The organism is Prosthecobacter algae (genome assembly GCF_039542385.1).
Classification (GTDB): Bacteria; Verrucomicrobiota; Verrucomicrobiia; order Verrucomicrobiales; family Verrucomicrobiaceae; genus Prosthecobacter; species Prosthecobacter algae.
Genome location: NZ_BAABIA010000001.1, coordinates 1 through 22,308 on the forward strand (window position 1 = coordinate 1; position 22,308 = coordinate 22,308).

A 22,308-nucleotide genomic window follows, 5' to 3' on the forward strand; every position below is an offset into this window, starting at 1 on the left:
TCACGCCCAAAGCCTGGGCAGCCGAACAAAGATCTCTACACCAAGCGCAGGCAAAGAACTGCGTGGCCTCACTGTAGCAGACAAACACTGTCAACCTCCAAGGGACGGGTCCTCGTTTGACGGATACGGGAGTCGTGCGGTCTGGCCATTCATGCCAGCCCTTTGCCGGAATGATGCACCTCCGCTTGCGGATGGCTTGACGATATGAGCCCAGCTCAAAAATGCTGTCAGAGCGTGCGTTAAAGGTGCGGGTGAATTTCTTGGACACTTCAGCTTTGGAGCCTCGTGCCCAGTTGGGAATAAGCCCGAAGCGCATCCGCTCAACTGCGAGTCCATCTTCATCCTGAATGACCACATCGGCGTAATCAGTCGGGCAGATGTTGTTGAGGATGTAAATCCGTGAACGTTTGTCTTCACGCGCCTTTGCCAAATGGCGCTTGATCTCAAGCGCCAGCCTAGCAACCCGGAAACTCAGGACCCTGGCATACTGATTAAGGCGTCCGCACGTGATTCAGAAGGTGCCCGGCACAGGATGAAGGTCAAGCAGCTCATCCAGATTTTGCCACACGACTGTATCAAAGTCGTGAAGACTTTTGTCAAAAATGGTTAATTAATAATAGACATACAAATAATGTCTATTGCAAATTATTATTTAATAATTTAAAATATATATAAAATATATAATATATGTAAAGGCAGGATTAAGATGTTGGTATCAGATGGTAATATAATTCCAAATATAGAACTGCAAATCGCCTCAGTGGAACAAAATGGTCACGCAATTCAGTATATAAAGGCTCCTAGTGAAAAGGTTCAACTTGCTGCTGTGGGAAAATGGGCATACGCAATTCAGCATATCGAAGAACCGAGCGAAGAAGTACAGCTCGCTGCAGTGCGAAGAAGTGGTCATGCAATTCAGTATATCAAAAGACCAAGTGAAAAAGTTCAACTCGCTGCAGTGGAACAAAATGGTCATGCAATTCAGTATATTAAAAAACCGAGTGAAAACATTCAATTTGCCGCAGTGCAAAAAGATGGTCGCGCAATTCAGTATATCAAAGAACCGAGTAAAGAGTTGCAGATCGCCGCAGTGGAACAAAATGTTCACGCAATTCGGCATATCGAAAAACCGTGTGAAGAGATACAGCAGTTCGTGGGTAGAGCAAAGCAAACGGCTAAAAGAACTAAGCCGAATGACAAGGTTCCAGGTGAGAAATCTGTCATTCAATCTACGCAAGCGCTGGCAACAGCCTCATCAAAAGACAAGGGGAGAAGGTTGCCAGCGTTTGGATGTTTCTGAGTCTCTGGCTTGGAATCCTTCGATAACGACATAGCGACATAGCGACATGCGTGTGCTACGAGCCCTTGCCAGATGTCACTTTATCTCAAGCGCCAGCCCAGCAACTCGGAAACTCGGGATTCTGGCAAACTGGTTTAGGCGTCCGCATATGCTTCAAAAGGTGCCCGGCCCCGAATGAAGGGCAAGGACGAGATAGATTAGGACTAAAAAACTGAAAAACTCCTCAGTGAGTGCTGCTCCATAGGAGCCTGGTTTTGAAGGGAACGGAACCAAAGAAGCGGCAAGAGAGGCAACAGAAATGGTGGGCGAAGGTGGGCAGTTGGTTGCCGCCTAGTAAGCGCCGTGGTTCTGTTCAAGGAGGGCGGCGGGGAAGCTTCTGGCCACTTGGCAGTGCTGGGATTGATCCAAGCTGGTATGTGGTGGGAAGCTTGGGGCTGGCTGGCGCGGAGCCCAAAGGGCGGGTGGGCGGGCCGATATGGTTTGGCTATCTGCCTGATTGTTCTTACGCCCTGCCATGCGTTATTATCCTGCCTGCGGGAGCTATGAGGCTGGCGGTCAGCTTCTTGCCTGTCGGCAGCTGCTCTTGCCAAACCTGGACAGAAAATCCTTGGCATCTCCGGCTTCCACACGATCCAGGCTGAACTGATAGAGGATGAGGTGGGACATGGTTTGATTTCCTGAGATTTGAAGCATCATTACGCACAGATCAATGACGTTCACAGATTACAAACAGGCCGTTGAGGAGCTGCTGTATGGAAAGCAACTTCCGACGGCTCGATATGTCTTCGCGGATTCCGACACGCATCTACCGGAGCCTCTGGCCACGCTCGTTTCTGCCATTCGTCAGAAATTTGCCCCAGATGGTCCCCACAACCTGATCAAGTTTCACACACAGTCCTTCAAGATCTCGCTGCTTCATTACCCTCGGTTCTTCGAGGAAAGCCTGTCACGGTTCATCGTCACCGCACGGCATTGGTCCGCTATGAGCTTTCGCGACCGGTGCGGATGCTGATGGAGCTTGGTCTCCTTGATCGTGAATTGACTTTTTTCGACTACGGATGCGGCCACGGCGCCGATGTGCAACTTGTCAGAGAAATGGGTATCAGCGCCGACGGTTGGGATCCTGTTCATGCACAGATAGAGTCAAAGAAAAAGGCAGATGTGGTCAATCTTGGGTACGTCCTGAATGTAATCGAAGATCCAGCAGAGAGGACTGAGACCTTGATCGACGCCTGGCATCATGCAAATCGCATATTGATTGTATCGACCATGGTTGCTGGACAGGAATCTTACACCACCACAACGCGTGAGTTTGGAGATGGGATTCTCACCAAGAGGAACACGTTTCAAAAGCATTTTGAGCAATCTGAACTTCAGTTCCTCATTGAGGAGTGTCTAGGATACGAGGCAGATGCCATCAATGTTGGAATCTTCGTCGTCTTTCGAGACCCAGCCGATCGCCAGACGTTTCTACTGCGGCGTGTCCGCCGACGTCGAGTGCTGAACTTCGCGACCATCCCTCGCTTGAGGCTCGCTGATGCGCCAAGCGAAAGACACACGCGGTTGGAGCTGCTTGCGGAGCGCAATCGAGAACAATTAGACCTGCTCTGGCAGCGCACATTGGAGCTCGGGCGCTATCCCTCATCCGAAGAATTTGCGCCCTTGGAAACTCTGCTTAAGGCGGTCGGATCCAAACGGACCTTGGACCGCCTTTGCGCTGCATTTTTCGACACTGAGGCACTAAGCTTAGCCCGAAATCGCCGAATAGAAGATGTGCTCGTTTACCTGGCCATGACTCATTTTCGCGGCAAGCCAAAGTTAAAGGAGCTCGAAGCAGCCCTGAAGGAGGATGTTCGGGTCCTCTTCGGATCCTTTGCAGCCGCCAATCAGCAGGCACGCGAACTTCTGTTTGCCGCCGGAAAAGCTGAAAACATTCAGCAACTAGCAGAAGAACGTGAGTTCGGTTGCAACGAACCGGACCACTTCACTCTGCACGAGAGCCTTCTGGATGATCTTCCACCAGTGCTACGAATTTACGTTCAATGCGCCTCGTTGTTGTATGGCGACCCGCATCAGTCCGACTTGATCAAGATCCACAAGAAGAGTGGTAAAGTATCGCTTCTGTTCTTTGAAGGATTCCTGGAAAAGCAGGTCCCGGAATTACGCAGCAGGGTCAAGATTTCTCTGCGGACGCGACGTGTTCAGGTGTTCTCTTATGGAACACACGACAATCGCCAGTTTCTAATTTTCAAAGACCGGTACCTGGCCAATACCCACCCTGCATATAAGGAAGCCAAAAGATTTTCACGAAAGCTGCAAATACTTGGTCTTGAACCTGAAGACTGGCCGCACGGCATGACCCCAGTTCAAATGAAGGAACTGGCGGGACGGATCAATTCAAAGGCTTAACCTACTCAGGTGGAAGCTCTTGCCGAATCGCTTTGAGTTGAACGATTATTTCGGTGAGTTCCTGCATCGTGGAATAGCGGGAAAGACTCACGCGTAATCCTGCAACGGCGATCTCGTGAGCGACTTCCATAGCGCGCAGAGTCTTGGAAGACTGAATTGCACCAGCAGAGCACGCGGCACCCGTCCCCACGATGATTCCTGCGGCGGCCAATGCTCCAACCATCTCTTCACCAAGCATTCCCGGCAGTGAAAAGCAGCTCGTGCTAGGCAGTCTTGGAACGCCTCTGGAGTGAATTACCGCCTCGGGAAATTCGTCCTGCAGCCGAGCCTCAAAGGTGTCTCTCAGAGAGCACATCGCCGGGGAGTTTAAGTTGCGAGCTTCAGATGCAGCCGAGGCGAGACCCGCAAGAGCTGGCGTGTTGGTCGTCCCAGAGCGAAGGCCTTGCTCCTGTCCACCACCCAAAATCATCGGCTCTACCTCAAATCCCGGTCGAATGTATAGTCCGCCGATTCCCTTAGGGCCGTGAAACTTGTGGGCAGAAAATGAAAGCAAGTCTACATCCTGCCAGTCGCCTTGAAGATCGACGAGGATCTTGCCAACTGCCTGGGTGGCGTCGGTGTGGAAGAGAGCCGCTGGACAAAGCTCGCGAATCAATCGCCCAATTTCTGCGATGGGTTCTAATACACCCGTTTCATTATTGGCGGCCATGATGGAAACCAGAGCGGTATCCTCTCTCAGAGCATCGCGCAGTGCATCTATTCGGACGACGCCCTGAGCGTCTACGGGAACTTCAACGACCTCAAAGCCGGCGCGGGCAAGTTCAGCAGCCGGCTCCGAAACTGAAGCGTGCTCGATAGTACTAACGAGAACGCGCCCAGCCTTGCGTCCTCTGGCAAACGACGAGAAAACCCAGTTGTTCGACTCCGTAGCTCCAGACGTAAAAATGAAGCAATCTGGTTCCTCAGCGTTCAACAGCTTGGACATCGCAGCCGCTGCTTCACGCCGGGGTTTGTCGGCTCCGGTAAAGGTGGCTGTCGAAGCTGAGGCGTTGAAATAACACTCGGTCAGGTATGGGAGCATGGCCTCGACAACGCGCGCAGTCGGCTGAGTCGTTGCGTTGTTGTCGAGGTAAGTCATATCAGTTTCCCGAAGATAGATTGTTCAGCAAAGTCTCGCACCGTTGACGAATTACCGAAACCATCGAAATGACATCTTCTTCCGATATGTAGGGAACTTGGCAGTAAACAGGGCCGTTGGTCTCGCCGGTGATGGCCAACATGTGGCCGTGGGGCAAAAGCTTTTCCGCTCCCAGCCCCTTAACACCTAGCGACAAATCAGACGTTCCAGATGAATCGACCTTGAGGATGAGGCGATTACCGAGATTGCTGCGTAATACCATCGGGAAAATCGAGGCTTCAGGCCGCTGAGATGCAAAGATGAGATAGATACCTGCCGCTCTAGCTTTTTGAGCGAGGCGGTTCACAAAGCCAGAAATCTCCTCTTTATATTCTTTCACCTGCATCCAGTCGCCGAACTCGTCGTGGATGGCCCAGATTCGAGGCAACGGCAGACCGGTTTTCTTGAGGTATTCGTCGATGTTGCGCACCTGTGCGGAGAGGAACAACGGCTGGCGGCGTTCCATTTCCGCGACCAACTTTCCAAGGGCTGATACCGCAAGTCCCATCTGCAGAATGATGGGCTCTCTAAAATGTGGGAGGGGAGCAAGAAACTGGTAATCGAGAGAACCTTTCGGATCGATAATGACGAGCTGCGCCTGCGCAGGTGTATTAGTGGCCGCGATGCCCAGGATGATGTTCTGCATGAGCACCGATTTTCCGCTTCCGGTTTGTCCGGCCACCAACGTGTGCGGGTTGACCTTTGGCGACAGAAAGAGCGGAGAACCATCACTTTCTTGCTGTGCGACAAGCAGGCTCGTGTTCCCGTTCGCGATATCGGGATTCCAGTCACGCCAAAGTTCGAAGAGAGAAAGAACTTTCCGTTTAGGGCGGGCGACAATTATGGCGATCACTCCGATTTCCGGTCTGACTCCCAAAATGTCGATGCCGTCAGTGGTCTTGAAATCGACCCTTCTTGCTTCGATGGCTGCCACTGTAAGCTTTGCCGAGCCTTCAAATCGTAGGAGAGCCGCGTTTGGCGTTGTCCGCTTCTCAACAATCTTTGCAGTCATGTTGCGCTTCAGAAAAGCATCACGGACTTTCTGTGCTATTTGATTCAGCCACTCCTCATCCGCCGCATCGGTGATGGTGGTATCGCCATCGCCAGCGTGCTGCGAGAGCATGCCACCGAGCGCAGCATTGAGGCCGGTGGAAGGAGGAACCGGCGTGCGGGCAACAGGGCTATCACCTGCAATAGGCTCGCCACCGCTGTCTTCGGCTTCGTCGTCATTGTGTTCGTCTTCCGCCGAAGGAGGCTCCGTGACGACCACGGTCGAGGCGCTCCCGTCACTGGCTTCGAGCGCAGGCAGCACCACCGGTGCATTGGAGGGCGGCGCTTCGGCTGGTGAAGCCGGTTTCAAACCTGCTAGAGGCAAAGCTACAGGGTGCGAAATATCAGTATAAAGTCGATTCACAAAATCGTGCCCGCTGCTCAGAACACGCAACGGCGTTGGTGCCGTCGCCGCTTCCGGCGAGACGAGGTTTCTGATGAACGTTTTAACCGCGGAACGAGCGAATACTTCCTGATGTCCAAAACTGGTGTCCTGGATTCGAGTATAGGCCGTTCCGTCGCTGTCGCCCTCGGCGGCATAGATAAACACGTGGGAATAGCCTCGCAGGCAAATCTTACACTTCCGCTCACGCAATGCCGTTCGCAGCTCGGCGGCGCAGAACGTCTCTTCGGCATTCTGGAGCCCCTCGAAAAGAAGGTCGGAGATTCTCGAAAGCCATAGCTCTTGGTCTGAAGGTGCATGGGGAGCGGTCAGCGCCCTTTCTAAGAGACGAAGGGAATCACGCAGTTGCCTGCCGGAGTCGCGCACGTGATCTGAACTCGAACTTGCGACAATGCTTATGAATTTTGCCTCAGTCACGACGATATCGACGCGCAGTTCCCCTGAATCGCTTCGCGATGGCGCCATCAAAAGAAGATCGGCAACTTTCGACTCTTTCTGACCAAGCCATTCCGCATAATCATCCAAGAGGAGACAAACTGTTCTCAGGCCCAGCTCCTGCTCGACAAGGTGCCTGCTGAGAACGAGTCCGATCAGCTCATTGGCGTTGGTGCCGCGTTTGGCGGCCCGCAGGACCAAATTTCCCGAGATGTCATTGGCATCGTTAATCAGCCGAGTGCACAAGAGATTGAGTGTGTCATTAGACGCATCAGGCGGAAGCAAGGGGCGAAGCTTCTGCTTCATAGTCACGCGCAGAAGATGATCCTCCGCAGTGGACGAGATTATGAGGTTGCGGCCTTCCGAAGTGGACTGCTTGTAGCGGATAATCTTTACCTCTTTGTGGCGAAGGAGCCGTCGGTCAAGAAGGTCGTCGAAATTGACGACCCAGTTTGCCAAGGCATGAGTCTGCTGGAAAATTTCAGCAGTTTCGTCCTTCTCGAACATGAGTTTGCGAGCTGGCATCAAACAGTTGCCGCTCTCCCAAGTGCCGCGGGCGAAATTCCGATTTTTAGCGACCGCGAGTGCCAGAAGAAACTTCCAACCTGCTTCAGTTTGCACCGGAGAAGCCAAGTAAACGACAGATTCACTATCTCCGGGACGCATTTCACGCCTACGGGACCAAAGAGTGGGTTTTAGGTCGGCAGCAGGTATTGTGTGGCCGCCCCCTCGCGGAACATCTGGAAAATCCAAAGCCGCCTCACGAGATATGACATCCTGGCAAAACGCGATGTCGGTCGGCTGTTCAGACTTCAAATTCCCGAGAGCGATCTCATTCACCATGATATTGATGCGGACTCGCGCCATAAAATCCTTGGAACTTTCACTTACGTGGAATGCGTCATCATCGCTCTCCTGCGCCGCGATGTTCTCGTAAATTTGCGCCAGTTTTCCATGATCGCGGTGTGTCAGAATAACCTGGCAGGTGGTGTCTTGATCCGAATCGTCATCGGGGGCGCGGATAGCATTTACGACCGCTGTGGGCAGGCCCGCAGAGTCGCAGTTATAGAGGACGATCGAGAAATTATCTCGTTCATGAGGCTGTAACTCCAAGTAGGACTTGATGATCTCGGCAATTTTTCTGGCCGTAGGCTCAGGATTTTCGTTGGTCAGGCAGTGCTCTTTGACATCCCTGATCGGGGGTTCAACAATGGTATAATCGCCGAAACTCGCCACGTCCGCGACAACCTTTGGAGTGTTTTTTTTCCACAATATTGCCACCTCTGGGCTTCCGGTATTTTGGAGCTGAGTTTCAAGGTCGCGAAAATACAGCCGCCCCGATTGGTCCGTAAAATCCGGACTGGAGCCGCCAAGCAGGCTCTGGAACGTGCGTGATAGCTGGATTTCTCGAGCGTGTAAGGCTTGCAGGCGAAGCGGATGCCACGGGCAAACAATTCCGAGCGGCTTGGTCGATCCGTTGTCCGTGATATTGGCTATGCCGATCTCAAGAAGCGGTCGAAGCATGCCGTTTCGCGAATCATCGGCTGTGACTTGCAGCGAAACTGCTTCGAGCAACGCGCCGTAAGCGCTGGCCTGCTGGTCGAGTGCCGGGTTCTGGATGTCGGAATTATTGAGCGCTTCAATTGCAGTGCCGTAGATCGACACAAATTCGGAGAATTGTGTCCGGAGTTCGTTCGCAAGCTGCTGCGAGACGCGGTTTTTGGATTGCGCGGATTCGACTGCTTTTAAGAATTCTAAATCGAGCTTCTCGGCTCTGGTGCTTGAAGGCACGAAGAGTCCGCTTCCCTGCCTCCCGCGCAAGTCAGAGCAATCTTGAAGATTGAGCTGTTCGGTGTGAGAAACTCGTCCAGCCCGGTCCCGAGCCGCCACGAGGCGCACCAGTGGCGTAGTCTTTGAATGGTCGTTCAGCTTCTTGAGCCACTCTACGTCGTCGACAAAGCTTCCTAATACAGAAGGATGGGGCATGATCAGCCAAGCACTTCGGCTAATCTCATCGTGCCGAAGCTCTGTTACGCAAGAGTCCACTTTTCGACATTTCTAGCAAATAGCTTATTTATAGTATAATATCAAACTAGGTATTGATAATGTATTTTATCAATACTATAGTAAGTTAATTGAGAGGTTCATTTGGAAAGTTACAACAAGGGTCTTGTCGCTGAATCGAAAACGCGGTTAGGACTGCTTTTTTTGGCAAATCTCGCAGCCCATTCACGGCATCCTGATTCTGTGATTTTGCGTACTTCAGTTTCCGAAAGTTCGGGCCAGCTTTTCAAAAGTGCGGCCAGGATTTCACGCCAGTATTCACGGGTGCGCTTTTTGATGCTGACCTTCTCATCCAGCTTTTGAAGATGGGCATCCGCCGCCTGCTGGAAGGTCATCTTGGCACTTGAGGAACTGTCCTGTTTGCTCTTGCGGTGGCGGTGTTCTTTTTGCGCGTCGGCCATGCGGGCCTCGGCTACTGAGAAATGTTTTGTTTTGAGTGACTTCCAAACTTCTTTGCCATTGAGGAACAACCGCGCATAGTAGCCACCGGATTTATGTCTCTTCAGGTTTTGCACCCGAGTTTTTTCCCACGTTTTCACGGTCGGATTGGCGTCCTTCATAGCCAGACCGTAGAAAATGACCGTGAAAAAGCAAGTGTCAAAGCATGTGGAACAAACGTAAACCCTTGTAAATCAAAGCAAAAGCGCCCGTAGCTCAGTGGATAGAGCACCGGATTTCTAATCCGATGGTCGCTGGTTCGAATCCAGCCGGGCGCACTCCTGAAAGTGGGTTAAATCGCTGATTATGAACGCTTTAATGCAAATACCATAATTAGGGTCATGTTAGGATTGAACACTGTTCAAAAGCGTGGAAATGCGCCGAAATGCAACTTTTAGTGGCGACAAAGTGGCGACAACTTTTGTCCCTCCCCTTAGAATTTAGCCAGTGATCTCCTCAGACTCTCCAACTCCGGGCCTGCTTGAGGCGCTGCCAGATGGCTCTAGGGGTGGTTGGCATGGGTTCGTCTCTGGAAATGTCACCGTCAAAGCGGGCGTAAAACCAGGCGCGGGCTATTCTCACGTCGTAGCGGCGTTTGAGACGGCTAGCACTGGCGGCGGCGGCTCTGCGGTTCGTGGCGCTTGGAAAGGCTCGCTGGTAAGCATCCGTGATGCACGGCAAGCCTAAACCGTGGCGGGCGAGAAATCGGCTGCCATAGGGCACTGCATGAGTGGAAAAGAGGGCAAAGCGTTCGTGTCTAATGCTGATCGGCTTTTCAATCTCGCTGCGATATGGCGGGAGTTTCGCGGTCTGAGAATTGTTAACTTTCAAAACCAGACGGGAAGGGCGGCCTATGGGTGGCTTTCGCGTGATGATCTCCACCCAGCCTAAAGCGGCGGCGGCTTCAATCTCCCATTTCCGAACGCTAAATGTGCGGGTGATTTCACGAATAGGAAGAGTTCCGGCGTTTTTATCCAGAACGAGGAGAATGCGGGCTAGACGTTCGCGGCTAAGGATCGGGGGACGCATAGCGATGGCTTAGAATGGAGAATGAAGTGGTGTTGACACTTGCTGTAACGTGCGCCCGTCATGAAAGCTGCGGCCATTATTCTTTGCTCCATTCAGATCATCGTTTTTTTTGTCATCTTCGCCAAACAAGGCATGCCTGATGGATGGGAGTTGGCTTTTGCCGCTTTGATGATTCTTTGTCCATTGGTGAGTGTGTGGGCACTCATGGCGGGACCATCCGAGAATAGTTTGTTTTCCTTGTGGATTCAAAGAAAGAAGCTGGAGCAACGGGCTAAGATTAAGGAGTTGGAAGGCGCTTAATCACATTTCATTCAGCCAAGTGCAATCACCGCTAAAGGGTCGCCTTTGCCGTCACATTCTTTGCCCTTTGCTGGCCTTTCAGATGAATGGCAATGATTCCGGCTGCTTGCAGCTTTTGAAGCGTTCTAGCGGCACACTCTCGCCTGCCGTGTTGTAACGGTTTTTGCCGTTACAAGCTGCTTGAGAGTAATCATTTCGGGAAATCAAAGGGCTATTAAACGATCAAGCTAAATCGGTTCACGAAAGTGGTTACATCCTCACCCTTGTTTAACAAAAACTGTCCGGCATCGGTAATAACAAGCTTGAGCGTGTAGCCGTTCAAACCTGTGATGGCTCCGATTGAAATAAGGTGTTGGAGGTAAGAGGATGGAAGGATGACGTAATCACAAAGGTGTCGCCGTTGAATGATGCGGCGTGCAACCAAAATGTAAAAAGTCCCTCCGTTCAAGTTGGCTGTAAATGCGGCTTTCCTGATGCTAAAGACAAAGGTTCCATTAGTGTCTTTTGATGTCTTAACCTGAAGGTAAAAAAAGCGGTTATTCTTGGATGCGATAATATCAACACCTTCGTCCACGGTCATAATGGAGGCATTGAAGCCACGAAAAAGTAGTTCACTGTGAATGGCGTATTCCCCCGCCTTTCCAAAATAATTGGTGCTCTCTAAAACAATCTCGTCTGGTTCAAGACGAATCCTTTGAGGCTTTGCGAGCTTTGATGCCAATCCATAGCACCCCTTTTTTCTGCCACCGATCTTCGTCTTTCTGAAGATCGGCTCCCTCGTTTTGACGTTCTGTGCTAAAGCCGATTGCAGTTTTTTTGAAAACGCATCGAAATCCGATTGCTCTACGAGGTTTGTCTGAAGGGCTTTTTGCGCGATATCAGACACATGTAAGCCTTTAGGTTCTTGTTCGAGGATGGCGCGGGCAATTTCGACGGGAGTCATAAAGCCGAGATCATACAGGTGGCGTCAACCCCTCAAGTATCCGGCTCTAACAATTTGGGAAGGTGGGATTGCATTTGCAGGAGCCTGCCCAAAGAGAGCGGCCCCAGCGAGTCCAGCAAACGGGGCATTCCTGGCGAGGTTGGGCGGATGATTCGGCGGGGGCACTGAGCGGCGTAGCCAAGGGGGCGTCTGCTTTTGCCTCTGTGGTTATGTATGTGAGTCCGTGCTCACTGTCAGGCGTGCCCGTGCTCTCTGTCAAAGAGGGGGACTGAGTTCTCCCGTGCTCACTGTCAAAGCGGCTTCTCCTTAGACCTCTTTGGGCGCGTTGCTTGGCTCCTGAATCGGCCCGTTTGCGTTTGCACCCTATGACAAACCAAAGGCGGAAATCTGTTCTCTCTGGTAGCCAAGGGGCAGGGAATTTAACGTATCGTCTTTTTCTGTCTCGGCTGCTGATGTCTTTGGAAAGATACTGTTGCAGTTCTTTCCCTCCCCCTTTTGCGTCGTGCTGAAATGCGCGGCCTTTGTTATCGGGCAGGGAATGACGTTTCAGCCACCAGTCACAGAATCTTTTTTGCTGTGAATTTGTGAGAGGGACTAAAAGCCCAAGGTGAAAGTTTGCGCAGTGCTCTTGAGCCTCCCCAAAAGCGTCAAATTCTGTCACCAAAAGAACGGGCGGAAATCCATGCCTGCGGTGCCAGTTGGTTAGGGTTTGCTTGAGCGCATGAAGCGTTTGCTGCAAGGCTTCTGTGGTCGTGACTCGCTGCGATTGCGGCGGGTTGAGAGTAACCATTGCTTGCCAGTCGTGAGAGTGTGCGGTGGCAAAGAGGGCGTCTAAATCATCCGATGAATAAGGGCGTGGCTTGCGCTCTCCTGGCTTTGGCCGGGGTGGCACAATGCGTTTGCCCTTGCTAGGCTCTGGCGAGGCTCTAGCAGGCTTAGAATGGACGATGTAGTCCATTAGCCTTTGGCATGAGTTTTACGGGCTTTAGCGCGGACGTGGTAGCGTTCGTGCATGGCAGATTCGACCTCTGCCAAATCATAACGGATGCTTTTGCCGATCTTGAAGAATGGCAGCACTCCCTTGCGGGTGAGTTCGTCCACGGTTCGCAGCGATAGCGAAAAATGGGCGGCTAGTTGGTGGCGGGTGATCTTCCTGGCTGGGAGGCTGGAAGCGGCGGGTTCGGTATGTTCGTCGGGGGACATGCCGCCGAATGAAGCATTCTGATGCACCTAACTATGCCACGCGTAGAATCTGCAATTTGCCCTCATTTTAGGATGTGATGAAAGCGAATCCGGCAGGCTTTGAGATGTGACTCTGTGCGATTTCCCGGCCACTACCCACCAAGCTCTTTTTTCTTTTTTTTAACTGCCTTCTTTGCATTCGCGCTGTTTGCCGATGATATGCGTTCAGAGCGCCAAGAGGTTAAAGAGTAGGAGATATTGAGGAACTCCTGATAAGTGAAGCCATTGCTCTTTAATCGCCGCCAGTTTTCGCGGCCTAGCTCTTTGTCTGGCTCGTCCTTCGCAAGGAATACCAGCAACTCCAGCATGAGGCCATCCCTGCTGTTTGCTTTGTCATGAGGGAACATCGCCACAATCCCTTCGTTGTAACTTAGTACGCAATGCTTTTCGTTGGCGTCTTTTGGCCATTCATTTATGATCTTTGGGAGTTTTGATTCCAAGAAATTTACCGTTTCTTGGCGGCTGCGTTGGGCTTGTATTCCACAAACGCCCTGGTACGCTTGCTCCCATAGAAAACCCGCGTTCCAGACCGCAACTTGCGCATCTGAAAAACAGAACTCTCGGCCAATCAGCAAACTTGCGGCGAGTTGTGCAAGCTGGAAGGTGGTGGGTAGCTCATAGGGCGGAGTCACAAGAGCGGGAGAATCGGGCCGGGTGGTTGGTTGTTTCTTCATGCTGCCTCCTTGATTGAGATGATGTTGCTAGGCGTCTCTGCGGTGGGCAGAATGGCGAAGTATTTTTTGCCCTCTCCTGGCTTCACTAAGCCTTTGTAATGGGTTTCAAGTGTGACCACGTCATGCCCTAACTGCACGGCTACAAGAGGGGCGTTTTGATGGAAGTCGTAGCCGTAGGAGGCGCAAGAGTGGCGGCCTGCATTGTGGGGCCATTTGGTAATCTCTGCGGTCTTGCGTGCCTCCTTCAATCGGTTGCGCATGATCTGAGGGGAAGGGCTGACAGGGCCGCTTGTTTTGACGTGGGGAGTTAGCCACGTCTTGAGGTTGTCTGGCATGGTGACGACACGGCGGCGGCGCATCTTGGCATTTCGTGGTTTGACCGTTATGGAGCCGTTTAGAACGTCCACGTCTTGCCAGTCTAGGCGGGCCACTTCTGAGGCTCTTAGACCTGCAAAAAGTGAAATGGCAAGGGCAGGGACAATGACGGGCGCGGCTGCATTTAACAGGGCGGCGGTTTGCTCTAGTGTGAGGATGCCGGGTTCCTCAGCGTGTGAGGTGGGCACCTTGTAGCGGGTGGCGGCGTTGTGCTCCGTGTAGCCTCGCCCCTGGCACCAGGAGAGAAAGACGGAAATCAGGCGGTGGTGATTGCCTACCGTAACGGGTGCCAGCTTGAGGCGGTGCAAGTAGCGCTCTACATCGTTCTCGCTCAATTCGGCTACGAGCTTCTTTTTGTGAGCCGTGGCAAAGCGTTGCAGCGTGGTTTCAATGTCTTGCAGATAACGGGCGCTTTTCCTTTCCCGGCCTTTGGCGGCGTGAAATTCATCGTAGGCGGTGAGCATGGCGACGGAGACACGGCGGGCGTCTAGGTGGGCTGCATAGTGGGTTAAGGCGGCTTCTAGTGTGAAGTCTTGCACGCCAAGCGTTGCGTAATGGTCTGCCATTTCCCGCGCCCGAATGACGGCGGCTTTTTCCGCATCGGTCATTTCACCGTGGCGGCGGCCTTCGTTGGTTAATTCCCGCTCCTTCTCGTTGGCGAAATCACCGACTTCCTTCAATTCGGCTTTATTGCTGGCGTTAAAATAACGGCGTTCACGGGTACCACCTCGCCACCAGCTAACGACATGGGTATAACGCTTATGTTTGATCTTCCTGAGAGTGACAAGCGGGCGCTTCATGATGTCCCGATGATGCGAGGAAATGCGCCGAAATGCAACTTTTAGTGGCGACAAAGTGGCGACACTTCAATTTTGGGTGCTTAGATTCGATAAGACCAACGGCTTTCTAATCCGATGGTCGCTGGTTCGAATCCAGCCGGGCGCACTTTTTACCAACGGGCCCAGGCCCAGTGAAGGCCGGAGAGGGCAATGAGGCTGAGGGCGGGCAGGCAGATGCGGGGGCGGTACCAGGCGCGTTGCCACCAGGGGCTGAAGACGATGACGAGTGCGGCGATGAGGACGAGTTGGCCGAGTTCGACGCCGAGGTTGAACCCGAAGAGGGCGGAGAGGGGATTGCGGCGGATGTTTTCCGTCTGCACAAAGCTGTGGGCAAAGGCCAGGCCGTGGATGACGCCGAAGACCAGGATCATGAGGGGACGCCAGCGCTCAAGACGGGTGGGGTAAAGGCCCTCGAGCGCCAGAAGGGCGATGCTGAGGCCAACTCCTATTTCGACCCAATGACCTGGTACGGCGAGGCCACTGATGACGACGATGCCTAAGACCAGAGAGTGCGCCAGGGTGAAAAGCGTGGTCTGCGCCAACAGGATGGGCAGGGTGCGGGAGAGGAAAAACAAGCCGAGGATGAAGGCAATGTGGTCCAACCCCTCGGGAAAGATGTGCCGGAAGCCTGAAAGCATCTCCTCGCCCAGGATCTGGAGATCCAGCGTGCCCAGGAGCTGAGGCATGAGTTCCTGCAGGCCCAGCAGGAGGAGCAGGGGAGCTAGCAAGAGACTGTGGAGGCTTTTCAGCATGGGGGCGGCTAGCATAACGGAGCAACCTAGGTCGTCCTGATGATTTTTTTGCTTTTCAGTGTGCTTGACTCACGCCTTCATGGGGGATGTCCCATCGCATTCATGACCTGCCGGAGGAAGATCGCCCTCGTGAACGCCTGCTGCGTCTAGGCCCCGGCGTCCTGACAGATGCGGAACTGCTGGCCATCTTTATCAATACCGGGGTGAAGGGGGAAAATGCCATCCAGGTGGCTCAGCGTCTTTTGCGGGAGGTGGGCACGCTGCGGCAGCTTTCCCGCACCAGTCCGGCTGAGCTAGCCGCTTCGCGTGCTCTGGGGCCGGCGAAGGCGGCGCATCTAGCGGCGGCTTTTGAGATCGGCAAACGGGCCGAGCGCGAGTGGGCGCGGGATACGCCGATGAATTCGCCCGAGCTGATCTACCGCTACCTGGCGGCGGAAATGCAATGCCTGGCCCATGAGTCCATGCGTGTGCTGCTGCTGAATACCCGGCTGAATTTGCAGCGGGATGAGGAGCTTTTTCGCGGCACGGTGAATGAGACGGTGGCCCATCCGCGTGAAATTTTGCAATCGGCCATCGTTCACAAAGCCTACGGTTTCGCGGTGGTGCACAATCACCCCTCGGGAGATCCCAGCCCGAGCGATGCGGATAAGCGCCTGACACGCAGGCTGAAGGAGGGCGCGGAGGTGCTGGGACTGAACTTTGTGGACCATGTCATCATCGGCCTGCCGGGGGAGAACCGGGGGCAGCCGTATTTTAGTTTTCGCGAAAGTGGGATGCTGTGAGGTGAGGCCGCAGCTTGCATTTCCCCCTTGGGCGCGGATGGTTTGGCCAGCCATGCTTTTGATCATCGATAATTACGACTCCTTCACCTACAACCTCGTCCAGTACTTTGGCGAGATGGGGGCGCAGATGGAGATCCACCGGAATGACCAGATCACCCTGGAAGAGATTGCGAAGCTGAAGCCGGACCACATCTGTGTTTCCCCCGGGCCCTGCACGCCGAAAGAGGCGGGCATCAGTTGCGATGTCATCCGCACCTTTGGCCAGAGCATCCCCGTTCTGGGCGTGTGCCTGGGGCACCAGAGCATCGGCCACGTTTTCGGTGGCGATGTCGTGCGCGCGGGGCGCTTGATGCATGGTAAAACCTCCGTCATCAAGCACACGGGAGAATCCGTCTTCAAAGGTCTGCCGCAGCCCTTCACGGCCACGCGTTACCACTCCCTATTGGTGAAGCGGGATACGCTACCGGATTGCCTGGAGATCACGGCAGTGGCGGGCGATGATGAGAGTGAGATCATGGGCCTGCGGCACAAGGAGCTGCCCATCCATGGCGTGCAGTTCCACCCGGAGTCCATCCTCACTCAGGAAGGGAAAAAGCTGCTGAAAAACTTCCTGGAGATGTAGCGCGAGGCTGCAACTTTCCTCAGGGCGTAGATCGAGAGTCCACGGCCCAGCTTTCCTTTCTGGCGCGTTTCCTCCCATGACCTACCTCCTCACCTTTCTGGCGGGTTTCATCTGTGGGAAGGCGACTTGGCTGCTGTGGATGGCGTTTCGCTTCATCATGGATGTGAAGGCCGCGCAGTCCACGGTGGCGGGCTACCTGAATGCTGCGGACTCCCCTAAAGATGTGGAGGCGCGGAGGGCGGTGGAAGCCTGCAAAAACCGGCTGCGTTGGCAGAAGAAAGTAAATCCGGAGTGGCTGCCACCGCTGGTGGATGAGGTGCCGCGTTTGGTGCGGGACATCGCCCGCATCTACCACCCGCAGCACCCGGAGCCGCTGCTGGCACCGGGTCTTAGCCAATTCAGCCGGGCGGTGCATTTGGCAGCGCAGGATGTGTCTGACTTTTTGCAGACACGCTCCATCGGTCGCCTGGTGGATGTCAGCGCCAGCACGGCGCTAAAGACCTGGGAAGTGACGCACAAGATCGCCACGCATGAGGCCATGCAGACGGCTGGGAAGTGGTACCGCCGCCTTCTGCCCGTGTGGCAGGTGGTGAAGTATAAATCCCCCATGGTGTGGGCAGGGGTAGCGGTCTCAAACGTGGCTGCGCGCACCCTGCAACCCGCCATCATTGATATCCTGGCTCGCCGCACCATTGATCTCTACAGCGGGCGGGTCGGCCAAAGTGCACCGCTAATCATACCGGAAGTCGTGGAGCCGAAATGATTGGCTAACTAAAAGTGGGATTGGTTTGTGGGACGTTGGAGGTCGTTTTTGGGGACTCTGGATGGGAGAGCGAACGAGGTGTGAACCGCCCAGAGTTTTACATCGCAGATATAAATTTCAGGAGAATTTTCTCTGTGGGTTTCCTCTCTCTTGCGGTGTGCCTTTCTTCGAAGGTGTGGATGAGCGGCGAGCGCCGCCGCTGGAAGGAGCGCGGAATTCCTATTCCGCAGTGGGTTGTTAGGAGGTGAAATGTGGAATTGCCAAAAAACGACGCCGAAGTGCAATCGGGGGACGGACGTGGAAGACGGGTGGAGCGGGTAAGGAAGCTCTTGGTGCTGGGGGCTGGCGACCTACAGCGGAATAGGAATTCCGTTCTCCGTGGGATTTGCAAGGGGGGGAGGGGGCACGACATGGGAGTTCCGCGAGGACGCGAAACTCAGCACGCAAGATGCGTGCGCTCCATGGCGGACGGGGCGGCGAGGCCACTCACTTCTTGCCGAAGCACTGGATCCGGCCGTCCATGGTGCTCACGTACACGCGGCCTTGAGCCACGGTGATGCCATCCCAGACGGGCGGACTGGTGATTTCCAGGCCAGCGCTTTGCTCCCCGGTTTCCACATTCACGGCCCACATCTTGGCTCCGCGTTCACCACTGAGGGCGGCATCTTGCTCGGCCAGTTCCTTGAGAATTTCAGGATCGCGTGCAGCCAGGCGTTCAAAGGCATACTCTTCGTCAATGGTATCGGGTGGGCCGCTGACAAAGAGGGTCTTTCCGGCCAGGGCCATGCTGCGCGCCACGATGGGCACGTAGCGGTCCCAGGTGTGTTTGACAAAGCTGCCTCCCGCTTTGCCACCGCCACTGGCGCCGCCTTTGAACCACAGCGCCGCGCCTACTTTGCCCTTACCCGTTTCCACACCTGCTCCCACGCCGTGGACTTGATTGCCTGAGCTATCGCGGGAGTCGCCATTGTCAAAGTTGCAGACCAGGATCGCCGACTTGGGCTGGGTATCAGGCGCGGCAAAACGTGATTCCACTTCAGCAGGGGTGAGTGCTTTGTGATAGAGGGCAAATTGATCCATCAGCCCGCTGAAGCTTCCCGCGCTGCCTTCCGCTGCTCCCTGGCCATTGCCCAGCATGAGGGGATTTTTGGGCCGTGCGGCGATGAGGTCGCCTGTGCCTTGGGCGACCAGTTTGCCATCCAGGTAAAGGTTCATCACCTTTTCTTGTGACAGAGTGCCCACGATGTGGTGCCAGCCTTCGGTCAAGGCTTCTGCCGAGACAATGGTGGTGACTTTGCCCCCGCTGCGGACGTGCAGTTGCGGTTTCTTTTCGCGAATGTCCAGGACGACGCCCTGCAGCGGGCCACCGTGGTGGAGGAGGGTGCCGCTGGCGGTGTCTGGCAGCACCCAGGCCTCGATGGAAAGCGCCTTTTGGCTTGGGTCCAGCACGTCCATGTCAGGGAACTGGACGGAGCCGGGAACGGGCTGGCCTTTGGCCACGGCCTTGCCTTTCGCTGCGCCTTTGCCCTTGCCTTTTTTCTTGGCTGCATTGGCCTTCATCGTCTCGCTGTGGCCCACCTGCGTTTCTTTGGTCGGTTGCACGGCGAGGGGCTGGCCATCAGGACCGAGCACCACGGAGTTTCCTTTGCGTTCCGTCTTGGCACCTTCGGTGTCGTAGGCCTGTTCGGGGGGCGCCTTGGGTGTGGAGAATAGGGTGTACTCCATGGTGGTCGTCCACTTGTAGTACTGGGCTTCGCGTCCGTAGGAATACACGTTTTTGTCATCGTGCACCAAGATGCGGCCAGCGGGGGCATACTTGCCCGCCTGGAAATATCCGCCATGGCCACCGGCGAAGCTCTTGCCATAGACCCAGTAGCTACGGTGGAAATTGGAGTCATCCAGGAAACCCATGGGCGCAAACAGGTGCTGGCCTTCGCCTTTGTGGGCACCGCCTTGTTTATCAAAATCGCCGGACACGGGGCCCACCTCCACGCGCTTGCCATCGTTGCCTATTTTTTGTGTTCGCAGATAGGTCCATTTGCCATCGCTGCTGAGGATGTCATTCAGCGCCACGGGCATTTGCAGGGTCTTGTGGCGGTCGTTGAGATCACCCCCGGTGTCGGGATCGCGATCATCGTAGTGTTGCTTCACCTTCATCTCGCCAGTCTTAGCATCCACACGATAAAACCACAGGCCATCATCCAGGAAGCACGAACGCCCGGAGACAAAAGTGACCAGTCCATTTTCCACCAACACGCTGCCATGCACCGGCCACACGCTTTCCATCATCTCCCAAGCACCATGACTGAGCTGGGTAGGAGCCCCTTGGAACTTCCAAATCAACGCGCCATCCTTCGCCCGCAGGCAATAGACATAACCATCTTTGCCGCCAAAGTACACGCGGCCTTTCCAGTAACTCGGCGGCGAGTCAATGCGGCCTCCGGCGATGAAGTGCCAGGCCTCCTGGCCCGTGGTGGAATCAAACGCGTGGAGGGTGTGGCGATCCACCTCCGCGACAAAGGTGAGGCCCCCGGCGCTGGAGCTGGTGCTGAGAGGTGGGGTCAATTTGACCTCCCAGGCCAGGCCCAGGTCTGGCAGCAGGTCCTGGTTTGAGGAGCCGCTGCGGGCATTGTCGGCCCGGTAGGTGGGCCAGTCTTTGGCATCGGCGTCTTTTTCTTCCACCGCCTCCGCGTAAGCCGGGCCACGGCTCAGCCGCTCCGCATCAGGCGTATAGGCGGGCATGGGGTAACGGGGCTGGGAGGCCAGCACGCTCATGCCATCCAGCTTCGCCTCCGGGTAGCAGGCGCAGTTGTGTGGGCCCGCGTAGGTGAGGCCGTTGGCAGGCAGCACTCCATAGAGACAGGCCCCGCGTACCCAGTGATTGAGATCCCAGTGCTGTTTTTCCATGTCCACATACTCAATGCCCGTGCGGGACGGCATGAGGTACTTCTCCGTCGCCTTGGCTTGGTAACAGCGATGGTGAAACCAGTAAGTGCCTTCAGGAACATCCGGGTAAAATTTCTTTTTCACCAGCCCGGTCAGTGGATCGCGGCCCGTGTATTCACCACTCTGGTTGCCGCTGGTGGTGCCCGCATTCCAGACCAAGCCCTGCGCCACAATGAGGTCCTCCATGCTGCGGTAGCCGCTCTTTTCATGAGAGGCGGTCCACATGTCCTTGCCCGTGTCTGCATGGACGCCCTTCATGCTGCCATCACCGCCCGCGTAGAGGATGACGTCATTGTGCAGGAGCACACGCGGGGCGAAGTTGAACTCGTAGAGCTTGCGGCGCTGAGCAGGCACATCGGCAAATTTCGTCTCGCCCGTTTTCACGTCTAGGCAGGCCAGGCCATCGCCATTGTAGTAAGCGATGCGTTTGTCATCCAGGCAGAGCGTGACGGGGGCGATGCGGTCTTCTTTTTTCCAAAGCGTCTTGCCCGTTTCAGCTTCAATGGCGAAGAGATTGCGCGGTTTGCCATCCCAGTTGAACTCCGTCTCCACGCGCTTTTGATCGCTCTGCGCCTTGACGGCAAACTCCTCATTCAAGCGCCAAGGTTCCTGATTGGCCAAGGCATACAAGGTGCCGTCGCGATACAGGATCTCTTCTGTGCCAGCGGTCTGCGCATACTCGCGAATGACTTCGCCCGTGGCTGCATCCAGGCAGGAGATGGGGGCTGCGATACCCATCGTGACATACACTTTGTCCCCAATGGAAACCAGGCGGCGGGTGAGCTGGGTGGGGCCGGACTTCAGCGGCCACAGGTGCGTGCTCCACTGCGGGATCGGTTTCTTCCAGAGGATGGTGCCATTGAAGGCATCGCGCGCGATGAGCATGAACTTCGCGGGCATGAGGATGGAGATGCGGCTGCCCTCATCCATGATGTAAAAAATGCGCCCGCCCGAGGAGACCTTCGCACTGACGGAGGACATGCGGTCATGGTGGCGGCTCCAGCGCGGATTTCCCACCCACTGCATGCGGGTAGGCGGGCCCACCAGCAGGTCTTTGGAGGTGGTGTTGCCTTTGGAGTCATAGGCGTAGTGCGTCCACTCATCCATGCCCGTGGGCCAGGCCTTCACCGTCTTTTCCCAAGCCCCATTTTTGCGCACCATCGCCACACCCAGGGGGGCGAGCACGCGGTCCATCTCTTCTTTGCTGACAGCGGGGTCTTCCACCACCAGCAGGTTCACGAAGTTCTCAATGTAAGGCAGGTGTTTGCCATTCCAGCTTTCCACCGCCACGGCTCCATACTGCCCGGTTTTGTGCAAAGCTTCGCGCAGGGTTGCCACCTCCTTCGGGTCTTGGGTCAGGCCCTGCACCTGGTACCGTTCGTTAGCTTTGAGGCGGACGGTCAACTGACCATCTCCACAACCGACATGCACGACGATGCCGCCTTTGACTCCCGACTGCTGGAGGAGGTCGGTCGCCTCATCGGCCAAAGCAGGCCCGCAAAGGGAAAGGAAGAGGGCAAAGGAGAGTCGCTTCATAAAGGAGGGCAAAGTGTCTGTGAAACGTCCGTGCCGGGAGGTTGTTTCGGCGAACTTTCTGGCAGGCAGAGGCGGATGAAGGCTGCGCACCGAGTTGCGAGAAGGCGGCTCGTTAGCGGAATGCTGGGCACGAGGGCCGAATGGCCCAAAGCGCGACCTAAAGAAGTGATTTTTTAAGGTCTTTTAAATACCAAAGAAGATTAAAAATGATGGTTGTTATGGTTTTTAT

Annotated in this window: 18 protein-coding genes and 1 tRNA gene; 8 read left to right on the plus strand and 11 right to left on the minus strand. The window is 54.8% G+C overall.

All coding sequences use genetic code 11. The annotated features are described in order from the left end of the window. The coding region (locus ABEB25_RS00005) for an SOS response-associated peptidase family protein (protein ID WP_486360834.1) at positions 1-511 on the minus strand (511 nt) is incomplete at its 3' end. A 195-nt stretch (positions 512-706) separates the two neighbouring features. On the opposite strand from ABEB25_RS00005, the gene ABEB25_RS00010 reads away from it, so the two are divergent. The 3 genes from ABEB25_RS00010 to ABEB25_RS00020 all read left to right on the plus strand — a co-directional run bounded on the left by ABEB25_RS00010 (position 707) and on the right by ABEB25_RS00020 (position 3,709). After that, on the plus strand, positions 707-1,300 hold the full coding sequence (locus ABEB25_RS00010) for a DUF4116 domain-containing protein (RefSeq protein WP_345734318.1): 594 nt from the start codon (positions 707-709) through the stop codon (positions 1,298-1,300). A 709-nt stretch (positions 1,301-2,009) separates the two neighbouring features. Continuing rightward, complete coding sequence (locus tag ABEB25_RS00015) at positions 2,010-2,312, plus strand: hypothetical protein (protein ID WP_345734319.1); 303 nt, start codon at positions 2,010-2,012, stop codon at positions 2,310-2,312. Then, complete coding sequence (locus ABEB25_RS00020) at positions 2,306-3,709, plus strand: DNA phosphorothioation-associated putative methyltransferase (protein ID WP_345734320.1); 1,404 nt, start codon at positions 2,306-2,308, stop codon at positions 3,707-3,709. Before ABEB25_RS00015 ends, ABEB25_RS00020 begins: the two co-directional genes overlap by 7 nt. A gap of 1 nt (position 3,710) precedes the next feature. On the opposite strand, the gene ABEB25_RS00025 is transcribed toward ABEB25_RS00020, so the two are convergent. From ABEB25_RS00025 to ABEB25_RS00035, 3 genes are all read right to left on the minus strand, one after another. Next, a complete protein-coding gene (locus ABEB25_RS00025) occupies positions 3,711-4,847 on the minus strand; it encodes a cysteine desulfurase family protein (RefSeq protein WP_345734321.1) in 1,137 nt (378 codons plus the stop codon). Position 4,848: 1 nt separating this feature from the next. Beyond that, entirely contained in the window at positions 4,849-8,760 is a 3,912-nt protein-coding gene (locus ABEB25_RS00030; RefSeq protein WP_345734322.1) for an FtsK/SpoIIIE domain-containing protein, read from the minus strand. Positions 8,761-8,930: 170 nt separating this feature from the next. Beyond that, positions 8,931-9,398: a hypothetical protein gene (locus tag ABEB25_RS00035; protein WP_345734323.1), complete on the minus strand. Its 468-nt coding sequence runs from the start codon at positions 9,396-9,398 to the stop codon at positions 8,931-8,933. An 83-nt stretch (positions 9,399-9,481) separates the two neighbouring features. Here ABEB25_RS00035 and ABEB25_RS00040 point away from each other — a divergent pair. Further along, positions 9,482-9,554 (plus strand) — tRNA-Arg (locus tag ABEB25_RS00040). A 178-nt stretch (positions 9,555-9,732) separates the two neighbouring features. Here the strand turns inward: ABEB25_RS00040 and ABEB25_RS00045 are convergent. Next, complete coding sequence (locus tag ABEB25_RS00045) at positions 9,733-10,305, minus strand: hypothetical protein (RefSeq protein WP_345734324.1); 573 nt, start codon at positions 10,303-10,305, stop codon at positions 9,733-9,735. 60 nt (positions 10,306-10,365) lie between these two features. Between ABEB25_RS00045 and ABEB25_RS00050 the strand changes: the two genes are divergently transcribed. Then, a complete protein-coding gene (locus tag ABEB25_RS00050) occupies positions 10,366-10,605 on the plus strand; it encodes a hypothetical protein (RefSeq protein WP_345734325.1) in 240 nt (79 codons plus the stop codon). 214 nt (positions 10,606-10,819) lie between these two features. Here the strand turns inward: ABEB25_RS00050 and ABEB25_RS00055 are convergent, their stop codons facing one another. The 5 genes from ABEB25_RS00055 to ABEB25_RS00075 form a co-directional block, all read right to left on the minus strand. Next, positions 10,820-11,548, minus strand: coding sequence for an HTH domain-containing protein (locus ABEB25_RS00055; RefSeq protein WP_345734326.1), 729 nt, complete (start codon positions 11,546-11,548; stop codon positions 10,820-10,822). Positions 11,549-12,505: 957 nt separating this feature from the next. Further along, complete coding sequence (locus ABEB25_RS00060; RefSeq protein WP_345734327.1) at positions 12,506-12,751, minus strand: helix-turn-helix domain-containing protein; 246 nt, start codon at positions 12,749-12,751, stop codon at positions 12,506-12,508. A gap of 131 nt (positions 12,752-12,882) precedes the next feature. Beyond that, entirely contained in the window at positions 12,883-13,464 is a 582-nt protein-coding gene (locus ABEB25_RS00065; protein ID WP_345734328.1) for a hypothetical protein, read from the minus strand. Continuing rightward, positions 13,461-14,639 (minus strand): tyrosine-type recombinase/integrase, encoded by a 1,179-nt coding sequence (locus ABEB25_RS00070; protein WP_345734329.1) that lies wholly within the window; start codon positions 14,637-14,639, stop codon positions 13,461-13,463. The genes ABEB25_RS00065 and ABEB25_RS00070 overlap by 4 nt, the downstream gene beginning before the upstream one ends. A 149-nt stretch (positions 14,640-14,788) precedes the next feature. Beyond that, positions 14,789-15,445 carry a HupE/UreJ family protein gene (locus ABEB25_RS00075; protein ID WP_345734330.1) on the minus strand — a complete coding sequence of 219 codons (657 nt, stop codon included), beginning with the start codon at positions 15,443-15,445 and terminating at the stop codon, positions 14,789-14,791. A 71-nt stretch (positions 15,446-15,516) separates the two neighbouring features. Here ABEB25_RS00075 and radC point away from each other — a divergent pair, with 71 nt between their 5' ends. The 3 genes from radC to ABEB25_RS00090 all read left to right on the plus strand — a co-directional run bounded on the left by radC (position 15,517) and on the right by ABEB25_RS00090 (position 17,597). Continuing rightward, entirely contained in the window at positions 15,517-16,212 is a 696-nt protein-coding gene (gene radC, locus ABEB25_RS00080) for a RadC family protein (protein ID WP_184207897.1), read from the plus strand. Between the two features lie 52 nt (positions 16,213-16,264). Next, entirely contained in the window at positions 16,265-16,834 is a 570-nt protein-coding gene (locus ABEB25_RS00085) for an anthranilate synthase component II (protein ID WP_184207899.1), read from the plus strand. A gap of 76 nt (positions 16,835-16,910) precedes the next feature. After that, the gene (locus ABEB25_RS00090) at positions 16,911-17,597 is read left to right on the plus strand and encodes a hypothetical protein (RefSeq protein ID WP_345734331.1); all 687 of its coding nucleotides are present in this window, start codon (positions 16,911-16,913) and stop codon (positions 17,595-17,597) included. Positions 17,598-18,083: 486 nt separating this feature from the next. Here the strand turns inward: ABEB25_RS00090 and ABEB25_RS00095 are convergent, their stop codons facing one another. Beyond that, a complete protein-coding gene (locus tag ABEB25_RS00095; protein WP_345734332.1) occupies positions 18,084-22,079 on the minus strand; it encodes an outer membrane protein assembly factor BamB family protein in 3,996 nt (1,331 codons plus the stop codon). Positions 22,080-22,308 lie beyond the last annotated feature (229 nt).